The organism is Vibrio owensii (genome assembly GCF_002021755.1).
Lineage (GTDB): Bacteria > Pseudomonadota > Gammaproteobacteria > Enterobacterales > Vibrionaceae > Vibrio > Vibrio owensii.
In genome coordinates, this window is sequence record NZ_CP019959.1 from 1,429,034 (window position 1) to 1,444,207 (window position 15,174).

At 45.5% G+C, this 15,174-nt stretch carries 15 protein-coding genes and 1 tRNA gene; 9 read left to right on the forward strand and 7 right to left on the reverse strand.

The window, feature by feature from the left end; translation table 11 throughout:
- Window positions 1-87: 87 nt before the first annotated feature.
- Window positions 88-1,308, forward strand: a complete 1,221-nt coding sequence (locus A9237_RS06325; protein ID WP_078607863.1) for a multifunctional CCA addition/repair protein — start codon at window positions 88-90, stop codon at window positions 1,306-1,308.
- 70 nt (window positions 1,309-1,378) lie between these two features.
- On the opposite strand, the gene A9237_RS06330 is transcribed toward A9237_RS06325, so the two are convergent.
- The 3 genes from A9237_RS06330 to folB are packed head-to-tail and all read right to left on the reverse strand — an operon-like array spanning window position 1,379 to window position 3,035.
- Window positions 1,379-2,182, reverse strand: a complete 804-nt coding sequence (locus A9237_RS06330; RefSeq protein ID WP_005436046.1) for an undecaprenyl-diphosphate phosphatase — start codon at window positions 2,180-2,182, stop codon at window positions 1,379-1,381.
- Window positions 2,183-2,196: 14 nt separating this feature from the next.
- Window positions 2,197-2,679, reverse strand: coding sequence for a 2-amino-4-hydroxy-6-hydroxymethyldihydropteridine diphosphokinase (gene folK / locus A9237_RS06335; RefSeq protein ID WP_039841437.1), 483 nt, complete (start codon window positions 2,677-2,679; stop codon window positions 2,197-2,199).
- Window positions 2,676-3,035 carry a bifunctional dihydroneopterin aldolase/7,8-dihydroneopterin epimerase gene (gene folB, locus A9237_RS06340; protein ID WP_005436044.1) on the reverse strand — a complete coding sequence of 120 codons (360 nt, stop codon included), beginning with the start codon at window positions 3,033-3,035 and terminating at the stop codon, window positions 2,676-2,678. The genes folK and folB overlap by 4 nt, the downstream gene beginning before the upstream one ends.
- 266 nt (window positions 3,036-3,301) lie before the next feature.
- On the opposite strand from folB, the gene plsY reads away from it, so the two are divergent.
- A complete protein-coding gene (gene plsY, locus A9237_RS06345) occupies window positions 3,302-3,913 on the forward strand; it encodes a glycerol-3-phosphate 1-O-acyltransferase PlsY (protein WP_009707765.1) in 612 nt (203 codons plus the stop codon).
- Window positions 3,914-3,952: 39 nt separating this feature from the next.
- On the opposite strand, the gene A9237_RS06350 is transcribed toward plsY, so the two are convergent.
- Entirely contained in the window at window positions 3,953-4,768 is an 816-nt protein-coding gene (locus tag A9237_RS06350; protein WP_078607864.1) for an alpha/beta fold hydrolase, read from the reverse strand.
- Window positions 4,769-4,954: 186 nt separating this feature from the next.
- A complete protein-coding gene (tsaD, locus tag A9237_RS06355; RefSeq protein ID WP_009707767.1) occupies window positions 4,955-5,971 on the reverse strand; it encodes a tRNA (adenosine(37)-N6)-threonylcarbamoyltransferase complex transferase subunit TsaD in 1,017 nt (338 codons plus the stop codon).
- A gap of 230 nt (window positions 5,972-6,201) precedes the next feature.
- Here tsaD and rpsU point away from each other — a divergent pair, with 230 nt between their 5' ends.
- From rpsU to A9237_RS06380, 5 genes are all read left to right on the forward strand, one after another.
- Window positions 6,202-6,417, forward strand: coding sequence for a 30S ribosomal protein S21 (rpsU, locus tag A9237_RS06360; protein ID WP_001145625.1), 216 nt, complete (start codon window positions 6,202-6,204; stop codon window positions 6,415-6,417).
- A gap of 28 nt (window positions 6,418-6,445) precedes the next feature.
- Complete coding sequence (locus A9237_RS06365; protein WP_005436031.1) at window positions 6,446-6,889, forward strand: GatB/YqeY domain-containing protein; 444 nt, start codon at window positions 6,446-6,448, stop codon at window positions 6,887-6,889.
- A 148-nt stretch (window positions 6,890-7,037) separates the two neighbouring features.
- A complete protein-coding gene (dnaG, locus tag A9237_RS06370; protein ID WP_005436030.1) occupies window positions 7,038-8,798 on the forward strand; it encodes a DNA primase in 1,761 nt (586 codons plus the stop codon).
- A 99-nt stretch (window positions 8,799-8,897) separates the two neighbouring features.
- On the forward strand, window positions 8,898-10,760 hold the full coding sequence (gene rpoD, locus A9237_RS06375) for an RNA polymerase sigma factor RpoD (protein WP_041057641.1): 1,863 nt from the start codon (window positions 8,898-8,900) through the stop codon (window positions 10,758-10,760).
- A 144-nt stretch (window positions 10,761-10,904) separates the two neighbouring features.
- Window positions 10,905-10,980: transfer RNA gene (locus A9237_RS06380), tRNA-Ile, on the forward strand.
- Window positions 10,981-11,099: 119 nt separating this feature from the next.
- Here the strand turns inward: A9237_RS06380 and A9237_RS06385 are convergent.
- Together A9237_RS06385 and A9237_RS06390 are read right to left on the reverse strand one after the other, a co-directional pair.
- Window positions 11,100-11,372, reverse strand: coding sequence for a hypothetical protein (locus A9237_RS06385; protein ID WP_005436028.1), 273 nt, complete (start codon window positions 11,370-11,372; stop codon window positions 11,100-11,102).
- Between the two features lie 229 nt (window positions 11,373-11,601).
- Window positions 11,602-12,321 (reverse strand): SIMPL domain-containing protein, encoded by a 720-nt coding sequence (locus tag A9237_RS06390; RefSeq protein WP_078607865.1) that lies wholly within the window; start codon window positions 12,319-12,321, stop codon window positions 11,602-11,604.
- 164 nt (window positions 12,322-12,485) lie between these two features.
- Between A9237_RS06390 and A9237_RS06395 the strand changes: the two genes are divergently transcribed.
- Window positions 12,486-12,776, forward strand: coding sequence for a hypothetical protein (locus tag A9237_RS06395; RefSeq protein WP_078607866.1), 291 nt, complete (start codon window positions 12,486-12,488; stop codon window positions 12,774-12,776).
- Between the two features lie 141 nt (window positions 12,777-12,917).
- The gene (locus tag A9237_RS06400) at window positions 12,918-14,681 is read left to right on the forward strand and encodes a lysophospholipid acyltransferase family protein (protein ID WP_078607867.1); all 1,764 of its coding nucleotides are present in this window, start codon (window positions 12,918-12,920) and stop codon (window positions 14,679-14,681) included.
- The last annotated feature ends 493 nt before the right edge of the window (window positions 14,682-15,174 follow it).

Genomic DNA, 15,174 nt, shown 5'->3' on the forward strand with positions numbered 1-15,174 from the left:
AAAGCGCTAAGTTCTTTTAGATGTGAAGAAAAGTACCATTGCTTGCTACAATGTCCAACGTCATATCCATAAATTAAGAGGTAATCCGTGCAAGTTTATTTAGTTGGTGGTGCAGTTCGAGATCATTTGCTCGGAATCGACAGTTATGACAAAGATTGGGTGGTCGTCGGCTCGACACCAGAAATGATGCAAAGCCAAGGCTACACGGCTGTCGGAAAAGACTTCCCTGTGTTTCTTCATCCCAAGACTAAAGAAGAGCACGCCCTTGCACGAACCGAAAGAAAATCTGGCGCGGGTTACACTGGCTTTGAGTGTTTCTTTGATCAAAGCGTCACACTAGAAGAAGACCTCATCCGTCGCGACCTCACTATCAACGCTATGGCGATGGATGAAGATGGCAACTTGTATGACCCATATGGCGGCCAAAAAGATATCGATGCAAAAGTACTTCGTCATGTCTCGCAGGCTTTTGTTGAAGACCCTTTGCGTGTTTTACGTGTTGCTCGCTTCGCGGCTAAGTTAGCGCACTTGGGTTTTAGTGTCGCAGAGGAAACCATGCTGCTGATGCGCGATATGGCAGAATCAGGCGAGCTAAGTACGCTAACGCCAGAACGTGTTTGGCAGGAATGGCATAAGTCGCTTTCTACCTCCCGCCCTGACGTGTTTTTATCCGTTTTAAGAGATTGCGGAGCATTAGCCGTTGTCTTGCCAGAAATTGACGCGCTGTTTGGTGTACCTCAACCAGAAAAATGGCATCCGGAAATCGACACAGGCATTCACACCTTAATGGTGTCACAGCAGGCTGCGAAGCTGAGTGATTCACTGCCCGTTCGATTTGCTGCGCAAGTACATGATTTAGGGAAAGGCGTCACGCCAAAAAGCGAATGGCCAAGTCATAAAATGCACTGTCATACAGGATTAAAACTGATTAAAAAACTGTGCGACCGTGTACGCGTACCAAATGAGTTTCGTGACTTAGCACTAATGGTGTGCGAGCAGCACTCTAACATCCATCGAGCAGCTGAGCTTAAGCCTCAAACCATCATCAAGATCCTCAACAAGTTTGATGTGTGGCGTAAATCAGAACGTTTACAAGATATTTTAATCTGTTGCCAAGCCGATCATGCTGGTCGAAAGGGGCTAGAAGACCAACCTTACCCGCAAGCAGAGCTGTTTATGCAAGCTTACCAAGCTGCGGCATCTGTCGATGTACAAGCGATCATTAAAGACGGCTTCAAAGGCCCAGCAATTCGCGATGAACAAGAGAAGCGTCGCGTTGAAGCGGTAAGAGTCACGCTAGGAAAATAAACCGATAAGTACATAACAGACAAACAAAAACGCCCGCTGTAGAAAGCGGGCGTTTTCATTCGGATTGAGTTTAAGCAGTCAGCAAGAAAGCAAACAAGCCAAAACCTAGAATCAGACGGTAGATAACGAATGGTGTCATGCCCATGCGTGAAATCATCTTCAAGAAGAAGTGAATACAGATGTACGCACTGATAAACGAAGTCACAATACCCGTTAGTAGGAAGCCAACGTGTACTGGTTCACCGCTTGTCACCAACTTCATACCTAGGTAACCACCCGCCAAAGTAATGATTGGGATAGACATTAGGAATGAGAAACGTGCCGCCGCTTCACGAGTGAAGCCAAGGTAAAGTGCCGCCGTGATTGTCGCACCAGAGCGTGAAGTACCAGGAATCATCGCGAGTGCTTGAGCAATACCGATAAACAGAGCCTTCTTCCAGCCCGTTTGGTATTCATCTGCCACTAGCTCTGCATTTTTATCTACCCACCAAAGCAGTAAGCCGAAAATGATAGTTGTGGTTGCAATCACGTAGGCACTACGTAGGTAAACCTCGATGATGTCTTTCATCAACAAGCCAAACACACAGGCAGGGATCGTTGCAATGACGATCATCCATGCCAGTTTGGCTTCTTTGCTGCGATCACCTTTAAAGATCGAAGCAAACAGTGCTTGGAAAAGCGTGATCACTTCTTGACGGAAGTAGATCACCACCGCCATCAACGTACCAACGTGAACGGCAACATCAAAGGCCAAACCTTGGTCTTCCCAACCAAGAATGGCAGAAGGCAGGATCAAGTGCGCAGAGCTGGAAATTGGTAAAAACTCTGTCAGACCCTGAATCAGAGCCAAAATAAAGGCTTCAAAGTAACTCATGTAAACAACTCAGATCAAAGTGAAAAAGAAACTGGTTTGAGTGAATCGACAGGCTGCATCACCTGCCAAATATCTGCGATTGTTCTTCCATCGCCGGGGATCACCAATTGAGGTTCGAGATCATACAGGGGCTTTGTTACAAAAGGATATTTGTAGATATCACTGCGAGGTAGCTCAGGTTTTTGCTGCGAAATACACTCACCAAACAAGACTATATCGAGATCTAAAGTTCGATCCTGATACTTCTGCGCGTTTTCTTCACGCCCCCACTGAAATTCAATCTCGCGTAAGCGGTGACTCAACTCTTCGAGTGATAACTCCGTGGAAAAACTAATCACGAAGTTGTAGAAGTTTTGACTGCTAAAGCCGATTGGCTCGCATTCGTATATCGGCGAAACACTCAGATCACATCCAAGCTTTTGCAGCTCTTGATAAGCCACAAGTGCGTGATGTTCTCGATCAATATTGGTCCCTACACCGATATACGTTTTGATCATGCCTGACCTCGCTCAATCACAACGCCAACAGCGCGTGCTTGAGGTACAGCACCTGGTTTTGCTAAACGGATCTTCACCCAAGGAACAGAGAAACGTTGCATGATAAGCTCTGCGACTTCTTCTGCCACGCGTTCGACCAACAAGAAGCGACCATTTTCGATGTGATTCAACACCGCTTCGCTCACTTGTGAGTAATCCAACGCATCTTGAACATCATCACTCTTGCCCGCCGGCTTGTTGTCGTGCGCCATTTCGATGTCCAGAACCAGCTTCTGCTTGATTTGCTGTTCCCAATCGTAAACGCCGATGGTGGTGATCACTTCTAACTGTTCAATAAAAACTTTATCCAGAGCCATCTTATGTCCTTCTATTACAGAGGTCGGATACCCGATTTGGGCATTTTGATCGTACTATTCTATACCCAAGCAACCTGCTACGGCCTTTAACCACGTCAATTGGTGGCAAAAAGTCGCTTGGGTATAAACTGCGAAGACTCTTTATATACAAGAAATCCCATAATGCAAGCTCTATCGCAGAGAGTATTTTTGCTCACAGCCGAATCGCGGTATGATAGCAATTACTCAGGAACTGAGCATTAAATTCCAATCCATCAAGGACTTCTATGGACGCACTGGCACTAATAATGACAATGGCCGCCTATTTGCTGGGTTCGATCTCCAGTGCGGTTCTAATTTGTCGTTTGCTGAGATTGCCAGATCCACGCAAAGTTGGCTCGAATAATCCAGGCGCCACCAATGTATTACGTATTGGTGGTAAAGGGGCTGCGATTGCCGTATTGCTTTGCGATATGCTCAAAGGCACCATTCCAGTTTGGGGTGGCTACTTCCTTGGTATCGACCCAATAATCCTTGGTGTTATCGCCATCGCGGCCTGTCTTGGGCATATGTATCCGATCTTCTTTCACTTTAAAGGTGGCAAAGGTGTTGCAACGGCACTGGGCGCAATTGCACCTATTGGTTTGGATTTAACTGGACTGGTGATGCTCACTTGGCTCTCTGTTGCGGCTTTATTCCGCTACTCTTCCTTGGCTGCATTGGTGACGGTCCTAGTTACTCCTTTTTATACTTGGATGTTCAAACCCCAATACACTCTGCCTGTAGCCATGTTGTGTTGTTTAATCGTATTTAAGCACCATCAAAACATCCGCCGCTTACTGTCTGGTGAAGAGCCTAAGATTGGCGAGAAGAAACTGATAGAAAAAAACTCGGCTTGATGCCGAGTTTTTTGTATTTGAATCATGCTGTACAAGATTTTATGCATGTGCTTTATTGAGGAAATTCAACAGCATTTGGTTAACGAACTCTGGCTGTTCTAAAGAGCTGATATGTCCCGCTTCAGGAATCTCAACTAACTCACTGCCCGTAATGCAATCATTCATTAAGTAAGATTCAAACACTGGACGTGGCTTATCCTCACGACCAACCGCAATCAACGTTGGCAGTGCGAACATCTCAGAATCTTCAATCACATCACGACGGCCAAACACCATGCGTCCAATGCGAGCAACTTCGACTGCACGCTCACCTTGTAGAGCTTCCAGACTTTGTTTGAATGAAGCGACTAACTCAGGGTTTACTTGCTCAGCATTATTGGCAAAAAACAGCGGAGTGACGGCCTCAACAATTGGCGCGGGCACGGCTTGCACTTGGCTGATGGTATCTAACATCGCAAAGTACTTCTTGTGCGTCACTTCAGGCTCGAGCCCAATGAAGGTATCCATCAACACCAATGACTTCACACGCTGTGGCGCTTGAGAAGTCAGCTCTGCCCCCCACATGCCACCGACCGACAAACCAACAATAGAGAATTGTTCGATCTCCAAATGATCCATCAATGCCAGCATGTGCTGAGCGTAATCCACCAAAGAACGGGTTGAAGCTGGCGCAGAACCTGACTCACCATGCCCCCAAAGGTCTGGCACAATACAACGGTACGATTGGCTCAACACTTCAATTTGTGGAGCCCACATTTGGCAATCCCAAAGGTAGCTGTGACCAAACAGAAGCACAGGACCTTCGCCCTTATCTAAGTAAGCAAGTTCTTGGCCTTCAATTTCAAACTTATTCATTGTTATATCCATTTCTTATTCTTGCGCATCATCCTATCACCAAAACAATATAGAACTGCTCGCATCAGTCAGACTTTCACATTAATTACACGAAGCCTTTCAATTCGTTAGCTAAAAATAAAGGCCTCTGATGAGCAGAGACCTTTATTGTCGTGAATCTATTTCAAACCTTCAGCAGAAGTTTGCTTACGCGATTGGCGTCAGTTGGTCGATTGGCCAACGTGGGCGCGCTTCCACGGCCATGTCTGACACTTCGCCATTCTTCAGGCGCTGCATACCAGCGTAGGCGATCATCGCACCGTTGTCGGTACAAAATTCCGTGCGTGGGTAGTAAACTTCACCACCGACTTTCTTCGCCAGCTTCTCAAGCTCAGCACGCAGACGACGGTTAGCACTTACACCGCCAGCAATAACGATGCGCTTCATGCCTGTTTGCTCTAGTGCACGCTTACATTTGATTGCGAGTGTTGCACACACGGCTTCTTCGAATGCTAAAGCGATGTCCGCACGTGTTTGCTCGTCATCACCGTTTGCCGCAATAGTATTAGCAGTAAAAGTCTTTAGACCAGAGAAGCTCATGTCCAAACCTGGCACGTTGGTCATTGGACGTGGGAACTTAAAGCGACCCGGTGTGCCTTTTTCTGCCAGTTTAGACAGCAGTGGACCACCTGGGTAATCCAAGCCCATTAGCTTGGCGGTTTTATCGAACGCTTCACCCGCTGCGTCATCAATCGATTCGCCTAGGATTTTGTACTCGCCGATGCCTTTCACTTCCACCATCATTGAGTGACCACCTGATACCAATACCGCAACAAACGGGAACGGTGGTGGATTATCTTCCAACATAGGCGCAAGAAGATGACCTTCCATATGGTGAACAGGTACCGCAGGTACGCCCCAAGCGTAAGCGATACTGCGACCAATCGTTGCACCAACAAGCAAAGCACCAACAAGACCAGGGCCTGCCGTGTACGCCACACCATCAATGTCTTTTGGGGTTAGGTTTGCTTCCTTTAACGCCTCTTTAATGAGAGGAATGGTTTTCTTAACGTGGTCACGTGAAGCCAACTCAGGCACCACGCCACCGTAATCCGCGTGAAGTTTTACTTGGCTGTAAAGCTGGTGTGATAGCAGACCTTTTTCATCGTCGTAAATCGCGATGCCAGTCTCGTCACATGAGGTTTCAATACCGATAATGCGCATGGTTTTCTCAGTGGGCTTTCTATATAGAGGAAATTTGGGCGTCATATTACCTTGCCTTGGTGCTTCAAACAAATTTTGTACAGACAATAAGCGATAAAAGGCTTTACAAAGCTTATGTGATCGGATTAAAATTCCGCACCATTTTTGATCAAGCTGGTAATAGACCAAACAATTGTGATTTGGTTTACTGAAATCCAGCGTTAACGAATAACCCCTGAGGTGAAAGGCATATGCCAGTAGTTAAAGTACGTGAAAACGAACCGTTCGACGTTGCTCTACGTCGTTTCAAGCGCTCTTGCGAAAAAGCAGGTATCCTTTCTGAAGTGCGTCGTCGTGAGCACTACGAAAAACCAACTACAGTTCGCAAACGCGCTAAAGCAGCAGCTCAAAAGCGTCACGCTAAGAAGCTTGCTCGCGAAAACGCTCGTCGCGTTCGCCTGTACTAATAACTGAGCTCCGGAAAGGAATTTAGTTATGGCTCTGATTGATAAACTCAAAGAAGAGCAAAAATTAGCGATGAAAGCCAAGGACAAATTGCGCCTTGGTACTATTCGTTTAGCTCTATCAGCAATTAAGCAACGTGAAGTTGACGAACAGATTACTCTGGGCGACGACGACATTCTTGCTGTATTGACTAAGATGGTTAAACAACGTCGCGACTCTGTAACGCAATTTGAAGCAGCGGGTCGTCAAGATCTAGCTGATGCGGAACAAGCTGAAATTACGGTTCTTGAGGACTTTATGCCTCAACCACTGACAGACGAAGAAGTTGCTACTCTTATCGAGAATGCAATTGCGGAATCTGGTGCAGCTGGCATGCAAGACATGGGCAAAGTAATGGGCGTTCTGAAACCGCAAATTCAAGGGCGTGCAGATATGGGTAAAGTAAGCGGTCTAGTTCGCGCTAAATTGGCTTAATACCCCACCCAATTGCAGCAAGCCGTGCTATCCTTTGGAACGCACGGCTTGTTTGTATCTGGCAGAATGGAATAACAAAAAGCCGTACACATGCTTTTCTCTGTAACCCATTCACACCAATCATGATTTTCTTTTTTTGTTAGGTTTTATGGCTGGACACATCCCTCGCAGTTTTATTGATGACCTCCTAGCTCGACTCGATATTGTCGATATCATCGACGCGCGCGTAAAACTTAAGAAAAAAGGCAAAAACTACGGTGCTTGCTGCCCTTTCCATAACGAAAAGACCCCTTCTTTCAGTGTTAGCCAAGAAAAACAGTTTTATCACTGCTTTGGTTGTGGCGCGCACGGCAATGCCATCGACTTCATTATGGAGTTCGAACGTTTAGAGTTTGTCGAAGCGATTGAAGAACTGGCGTCTTACCTTGGTTTGGATGTTCCACGCGAACAGCGCAGTGGTGGCGGTGGTCAGTTTAAATCTGGCCCTCAAGCAAGCAGCAGTGAAAAACGCAGTCTTTACGATTTGATGGGCAGCATTGCTCAGTTCTATCGTAACCAACTCAAGCAGCCAGCAAGCAAAGTGGCGATTGAGTACCTGAAAGATCGCGGTCTATCTGGCGAAATCGTACAGAAGTTTGGCATTGGCTATGTGGCAGATGAATGGGATTTAGTCCGTAAGAACTTCGGCCAGAACAAAGACAACCAAGACATGCTTGTAACTGGTGGCATGTTGATCGAGAACGACAAAGGTAACCGCTATGACCGCTTCCGTGGTCGTATCATGTTTCCGATTCGTGATCGTCGTGGTCGAGTGATTGGATTTGGTGGTCGCGTTCTTGGCGACGGCACTCCGAAATACTTAAACTCACCAGAAACGCCTATCTTCCATAAGGGTAAAGAGCTTTACGGCCTTTATGAAGTTTTACAAGCATATCGTGAACCACCACGAATTTTAGTGGTTGAAGGTTACATGGATGTGGTGGCTTTGGCGCAATATGGCGTAGATTACTCTGTCGCTTCATTGGGCACGTCAACGACCGGTGACCACATTCAAATGCTGTTCCGACAAACCAACACCGTAGTGTGTTGTTATGATGGCGACCGAGCAGGTAAAGAAGCCGCATGGCGCGCATTAGAGAACGCACTTCAATACCTAAAAACAGGTAACACATTGAAGTTCCTGTTCTTGCCTGATGGTGAAGACCCGGACAGCTACGTTCGTAAATACGGCAAACAAGCCTTCGAACAACAAATTGAACAAGCGACACCGCTTTCGAGCTATCTTTTCGATAACCTGATTGAATTGCACCAAATCAACTTGGGCAACAATGAAGGTAAATCCGCACTGCGTGCCTACGCGAGTGCCTTAATCGACAAAATACCTGATCCCTACTTTCAGGAGTTACTCGAAAAGCTGCTTGATGAACGCACGGGCTTTGATAACCGCTTACGCCAGCCGCGTAAGAAGACGAGCGAAACTCGACCTCAGCCGCACAAAGAGATCAAACGAACTCCAATGCGCGAGGTAATCGCTCTACTTATTCAAAATCCGAGCTATGCTCAAATGGTACCTGATTTGTCTTCGGTAAGAGATTTATCAATACCAGGACTAAGTTTATTTGTTGATGTACTTGATAAATGTCAGGCACATCCCCATATCAACACAGGCCAATTATTAGAGCATTGGCGAAATAGCCAAAATGAGACCCTTCTGTCTCGTCTAGCGAGCTGGGATATTCCCCTCGTAGAAGACAACCTAGAAGAAATATTTTTAGACTCACTGGATAAAATTATTGCCCAGTGCGTAGAAAAGCAAATTGAAAACCTGCAGGCCAAAGCAAGAAGTGTCGGTTTATCAGCCGAAGAGAAAAGGGAGCTGCTAGCTTTAATGCTAGATTTAAAAGCGTAACCCTGATTAATTAGTCAGCAACAATTAAATTTGCTATAGTAAGTGGTTTGCATTTCGCATACTAATTCCTTCACCAGATTACGAAGTTGGATACCGTCTATGGATCAAAATCCGCAGTCACAGCTAAAGTTACTTGTTATCAAAGGCAAGGAACAAGGCTATCTGACCTACGCCGAAGTAAATGACCACCTGCCTGCTGAAATCGTAGATTCAGAACAGGTAGAAGACATCATTCAGATGATCAACGATATGGGTATCAAGGTAGTAGAAACTGCCCCTGATGCCGATGATCTAGCACTGAACGATGACACAAACATTACCGATGAAGATGCAGCAGAAGCTGCAGCAGCAGCACTTTCTAGCGTAGAAAGTGAAATTGGTCGTACAACAGACCCAGTACGTATGTACATGCGTGAAATGGGTACTGTAGAGCTGCTGACTCGCGAAGGCGAAATCGACATCGCAAAACGTATTGAAGAAGGTATTAACCAAGTTCAATCGTCTGTTGCTGAATACCCTGGCACTATCCCATACATTCTTGAGCAATTTGACAAAGTTCAAGCAGAAGAACTTCGTCTAACAGACCTAATCTCTGGATTTGTTGACCCTGATGCAGACGACACAGCTGCACCAACAGCAACGCACATCGGTTCTGAACTGACTGAATCTCAGCTAGAAGAAGAAGACGAAGAAGACGTTGATGAAGACGAAGAAAGCGATGACGATTCAGATGATGCTGAAGAAGATGTTGGTATCGACCCAGAGCTAGCGCTTGAGAAATTCAACCAGCTACGCAGCACGTACCAAAACCTTCAGCTTGCAATCAACGAGCACGGTTACGAGAGCCCGAAAGCAACAGTAGCTAACGAGTTGATGCTAGACGTATTCAAAGAATTCCGTCTAACGCCAAAACAGTTTGATCACCTAGTGAATGAACTGCGCACGGCGATGGATCGCGTTCGTACTCAAGAACGTTTGATCATGAAAGCTGCTGTTGAATACGGCAAAATGCCGAAGAAATCATTCATTGCACTGTTCACAGGCAACGAATCAAGCGAAGCATGGTTGGATGAAATCCTATCATCTGACAAGCCATACGCTGAAAAAATCAAACGTAGCGAAGAAGAAATCCGTCGTTCAATCACTAAACTAAAAATGATTGAAGAAGAGACTTCTCTAAACGTTCAAAACATTAAAGACATCAGCCGTCGCATGTCTATCGGTGAAGCAAAAGCTCGCCGTGCGAAGAAAGAGATGGTTGAAGCGAACTTACGTCTAGTAATTTCTATCGCGAAGAAATACACCAACCGTGGTCTACAGTTCTTGGATCTAATCCAAGAAGGTAACATCGGTCTGATGAAAGCGGTAGATAAGTTCGAATACCGTCGTGGTTACAAGTTCTCGACTTACGCAACGTGGTGGATCCGTCAGGCAATCACTCGTTCAATCGCGGACCAAGCACGTACAATTCGTATTCCGGTACACATGATCGAAACGATCAACAAGCTAAACCGTATCTCTCGCCAAATGCTGCAAGAGATGGGTCGTGAGCCGCTACCGGAAGAACTGGCAGAGCGCATGCAGATGCCAGAAGACAAGATTCGTAAAGTACTGAAAATCGCTAAAGAGCCAATCTCTATGGAGACACCAATCGGTGACGACGAAGATTCGCATCTAGGTGATTTCATCGAAGATACTACGCTAGAACTACCGCTAGATTCTGCAACTGCGACAAGCCTGAAAATGGCAACAAAAGACGTACTTGCAGGCCTAACGCCACGTGAAGCAAAAGTTCTTCGTATGCGCTTTGGTATCGACATGAACACTGACCACACTCTAGAAGAAGTTGGTAAGCAGTTCGACGTTACCCGTGAACGTATCCGTCAGATCGAAGCGAAAGCACTACGTAAACTACGTCACCCAAGCCGCTCAGAAACACTGCGCAGCTTCCTAGACGAGTAATCGAAGCGATTAAAATCAAAAAAGGTGACCAACGGTCACCTTTTTTATTATCCGTGAAGCTAAGTGAATAAAAACTAAGCGCAATTGCCCTACCTAGTGGCTAGACACCTTGCAACGCTTCCCCTATAATCGTTGACCTATTAAGGCCCCTTAGCTCAGTGGTTAGAGCAGTCGACTCATAATCGATTGGTCCCCAGTTCAAGTCTGGGAGGGGCCACCAAATTCAGAAGGCTCGTAGAGAAATCTACGGGCCTTTGTTGTATCTGGAAGACAGAGATTCCATCCAATACGACTCAACACTAACTTTAGAGGTAGTTTAGAACTGAGGTTTGTTTAGAGCTAAGGGCGCTCTAACTCAAGCTTGCTGACTTGGTAATCCTCTGTCGCTGCGACTAAGTCAGGGCGATTAATGACTTTCCACAAGAAATAAGGCGGGATCAGAAACGCGACGAAGTAAAACGATTCGTGGAAGAAGATATGCGCGATATTTTCTTGATGCTCGCACAGTGCCGCAAGGGCGCAGAAATCCAATAAGATACTCAAAACCCCGAACACCACAGAGACCACGATGGTCAAGCCCAGTAACTCTCTGAGGTAATGTTTAAATGCCATTCTAGTAATTCCTTCTAGCTAATCAGTGCGGTCAAAATTACGCCTCTAACTCCTTCTCTGAATTGACTTTTATCAACTTCATCGCCAAACAAATAAGAACTTAGTTTTATAAAAGATCACTTGCACAAATCAGAAAAAGAGCGGCAATTAAAATGCAATTAATTGAACATTAAAAAAGCCAGTCAAATGACTGGCTTCTACTGTTATTCAGGGTTAGCAATAAATAGAGTTAATCTGACAAGTAATACTGAACGGTTGAAACAACACGTACTTTCTTAATATATGGCGTGTTGCTATCACGATCGTAAATAGAGAACTGGCCTTGTGTCGCACGCTTGATTTTACCAAGCGAGCTTTGCGAATCTTTGGCGAACTTCTCTGCCACTTCACGAGCGTTCTTGGTCGCTTCCTCAATCATATCTGGCTTGATGTCATTGAGCTTAGTAAAGCTGTACTCAACACGATTAGCATAAGGGTCTTGGTTAAGCAAAACGCCCTGTTTACCTAGCTCACCAATTTCATTGATCGCCGCTCTGACGACATCAATATTCTGGCTATAAACCGTCACCGTTCGATTGGCTAAGTAACGATACTCAATGTCCTGTTCATTGCCGTATTGCTGCGCTTTGCGGTCTGTTACAGCAGGAGAGGAAAGAGAAAAGTTTGATTCATCCAACCCTTTAGCAGCCAGAAAGTCGAGCACCAATTTGGTTTGCAGATCAATCTCATCAAACATCGTCGGCATATCATTACTCGCAACAGTAAACTGAATTGGCCAAATCACCGTATCCGCTGGGTACTCACGCTCAGATAAGCCTTTTACCGTCACGACGCGTTCATAGGCTTTGTATTTTACCGCGGTCTGTTGAATGAAAAAGCCCAACACACCTAACCCAATGATTAAGCACAGCCCTAGCCACAGTGATGACTTATTGGAAATCCGCTCCATTCATCCTCCTAATTTCGTTAAACCAATCAATTTGTTATCTAGATAACATAGCCCAGATACCGCAGGAAAATAGCGACTGAAAGCTAAGTTTTTGTCATATCGCTCGAAATGATAAGCGCAATAGCATAAAATCGAACAGTGTTTTATTTTCGAGTTTCATTACCATGTTAAAAACAAAGTTGATGGTGTTGCTCAGTGGCCTACTCGTCTCCGCGTCTTGTTTGAGTGCTGACGAGATTGCCTCTGAAGAGATGAGTGAAGAACAAGTTGTCGAAAACGCAGCTCTAGACGAGTCAGCGATTGCTTGTACTGAGGAGCATTGCGAAGGCAAGGGCTTTGATGGGCGTATTCTGTTAGACAACGAGCCAACCAAACAGGTATTGAGCTCTCTCGAAAGCCTGGGTGAAACACTGAACTCGCTGAGTTTCTTAATGTTCGCAGGGGATAAAACCTAACGCTACCATTAGTAACTCTCGCCTCAACGCCTTTGGTCAATAAAGCTTCATTGGTTTGTCACCAAAGGCTCATGCTTTTGCCTCTTAACTGTCATCTGTAATTTCTACTATCCAATCAGCAACTTGTACGCTGAGGTAAATATGGATAGTTCGACCCCTTTTCGTCTCCCACGTAAAACGCCGTTTGGCATTGGTGAAAACGTTGCTGAATGGGCAACCGGTTTAAACCAACTTGATAAGTTCTACGCCCAACGCCCTGTTAATGCCGATACCAAAACTTTTCTCCGCTTCACGCTGGATATCTTAGGTATCGACTATCGCATTGCTCATGGTTCACTCGACTCAGTACCTAAACAAGGTGCTACCGTCATTGTGGCGAACCACCCGCTTGGTTGTGTGGAAGGCGTGATCTTGGCTGAACTGCTATTGATGGTCAGAGACGATATCCAAATCCTAGCCAATCAATACCTTAAAACCGTGCCGGAGTTAGATCAGCTCTTTATTGGTGTTGATGTGTTTGAAGGTAAAGACGCCGTCAAATCGAATATGAAAGCGCTCAGAGCGGCCAATAAACACCTCGCAAGTGGCGGCTTATTGCTTGTCTTTCCTGCCGGTGAGGTTTCCCAGTTAGTCGATGCCAAACAGCAACGCTTGGAAGATAAAGCGTGGAGTCGAAGCGTAAGCAGCCTAATCCGAAAAAACAAAGCAACGACAGTTCCAGTGTTCATCAGTGGTCAGAACTCGAAACGCTTCTATATGGCAGGGAAAATCCATCCACTTCTGCGCACCATAATGCTCGGGCGGGAGCTACTGAACAAACAGGCGCAAACCATCGATTTATCTTTTGGCCAAGCGATTAAATTCAAAGAGCTCAGCACACTTAGCGATGATCAAGTGGTGAACTATTTGCGGCTCAACACTTACTTACTCAATCGTGAAATCCAATCGGTGAAGCCCTCTTCCTCATCAGAACGGCTCTCTCCAATAGCGGCAGGGTTACCCGTGGGCGAATTGCTTGAAGAGCTGAACAGCTTACCAAAAGAGTCCAAGCTGCTAACAAGTGGTGAGTTCGATGTCTACTGCACGAAGTCGCAGAATATCCCTTCCCTACTGCATGAAATTGGTCGCCTACGTGAGCTCAATTTTCGACAGGTTGGTGAAGGGACGGGACTAGCAATAGACATTGACCATTTCGATCATGATTACCTGCATCTGTTTGTGTGGGACAGAGAAAACCAATGCTTGGTGGGCGCGTATCGTTTAGGTCTGGTTGATCAACTGATTGAAAAGCGGGGTGTAGCAGGTCTGTATTCACGAACGTTGTTTAACTATGACCAACGCTTTATCGACCAAATGGGTAAATCCATCGAAATGGGGCGCTCAGTGATTGCGCAGCAATATCAAAAGAGCATGAGCGCGCTGCTGCTGCTGTGGAAAGGCATCGCAACCTTCGTGCATCAAAACCCAGATTACACTCACCTATTTGGTCCGGTAAGCATTAGCAACGACTATAGCGATACTGCACGCCAATTGCTGGCTCAATCAATGACACTGCACCACTACGACAACAATTGCGCAGAGTACGTCACGCCTTCTAACCCACTTCCCGAGCACCACCGTGACTGGAACACCAGCATGCTTACTGCTCTGGGAGATTTACAGTTACTATCACGCGTAATTGCCAGAATCGATGAAGGAAAAGGTGTCCCCGTTTTACTGCGTCAGTACTTAAGCCTCAATGGCAAACTGGTGTGCTTTAATGTCGATCCTGCATTCAATAACGCGCTAGATGGGTTGATTACGGTGGATTTGCGCGATGTTCAAGAAAAGACGTTGGCAAGGTATATGGGACGCGAGCAAACTCATGAATACCTCACCTACCATGCTAATAGCAACCATAAGTAAGGGCAGTGAGTAAGAAGGGAGTTGTGAGTCAATAAAAAGCAGTGTAGCGACTCTCTTTTACTTTTCTATCAATTAGATAAGAGCACTTCGTGAAGCACGCCGAAAAGACTCTTATAAATACATTCTATCGAAGAGTCGCAATGACATTGATCACACCAATCCCGTCGCAAACTTTCACAAAACACCAAAAACGACTCAGATCACACTTTATATCCAGACCAAACCAACACAAAATGTGACATTGATCATTACTGGTATTTAATTTGAATTTCAAAAGAAATCAAAAGTGATCAAAGTCACAAAGTATTTTGATTTTAAATTTGTCAGAAGATCGAATTGATCACTAAGATTTTTATTGACAGATTTGAAAGTGGCTTTTTGTTATTAAGTTACAAGTTAATAAATTGAACTTGGTCACTTAAAAACCGTTTCTCAGCCTAAGAAATGCGGGCGTAGATCACGAAAAACCCGTTGTCAGTTCCAATTGGAAAAT

Coding starts and splice junctions, on each gene's coding strand:
- rpsU (WP_001145625.1), top strand. CDS start 6,202: ATGCCAGTAGTTAAAGTACGTGAAAACGAACCGTTCGACGTTGCTCTA.
- A9237_RS06395 (WP_078607866.1), top strand. CDS start 12,486: ATGTTAAAAACAAAGTTGATGGTGTTGCTCAGTGGCCTACTCGTCTCC.
- folB (WP_005436044.1), bottom strand. CDS start 3,035: ATGGCTCTGGATAAAGTTTTTATTGAACAGTTAGAAGTGATCACCACC.
- A9237_RS06390 (WP_078607865.1), bottom strand. CDS start 12,321: ATGGAGCGGATTTCCAATAAGTCATCACTGTGGCTAGGGCTGTGCTTA.
- plsY (WP_009707765.1), top strand. CDS start 3,302: ATGGACGCACTGGCACTAATAATGACAATGGCCGCCTATTTGCTGGGT.
- rpoD (WP_041057641.1), top strand. CDS start 8,898: ATGGATCAAAATCCGCAGTCACAGCTAAAGTTACTTGTTATCAAAGGC.
- tsaD (WP_009707767.1), bottom strand. CDS start 5,971: ATGCGCATTATCGGTATTGAAACCTCATGTGACGAGACTGGCATCGCG.
- A9237_RS06400 (WP_078607867.1), top strand. CDS start 12,918: ATGGATAGTTCGACCCCTTTTCGTCTCCCACGTAAAACGCCGTTTGGC.
- A9237_RS06365 (WP_005436031.1), top strand. CDS start 6,446: ATGGCTCTGATTGATAAACTCAAAGAAGAGCAAAAATTAGCGATGAAA.
- A9237_RS06330 (WP_005436046.1), bottom strand. CDS start 2,182: ATGAGTTACTTTGAAGCCTTTATTTTGGCTCTGATTCAGGGTCTGACA.
- dnaG (WP_005436030.1), top strand. CDS start 7,038: ATGGCTGGACACATCCCTCGCAGTTTTATTGATGACCTCCTAGCTCGA.
- A9237_RS06350 (WP_078607864.1), bottom strand. CDS start 4,768: ATGAATAAGTTTGAAATTGAAGGCCAAGAACTTGCTTACTTAGATAAG.
- folK (WP_039841437.1), bottom strand. CDS start 2,679: ATGATCAAAACGTATATCGGTGTAGGGACCAATATTGATCGAGAACAT.
- A9237_RS06385 (WP_005436028.1), bottom strand. CDS start 11,372: ATGGCATTTAAACATTACCTCAGAGAGTTACTGGGCTTGACCATCGTG.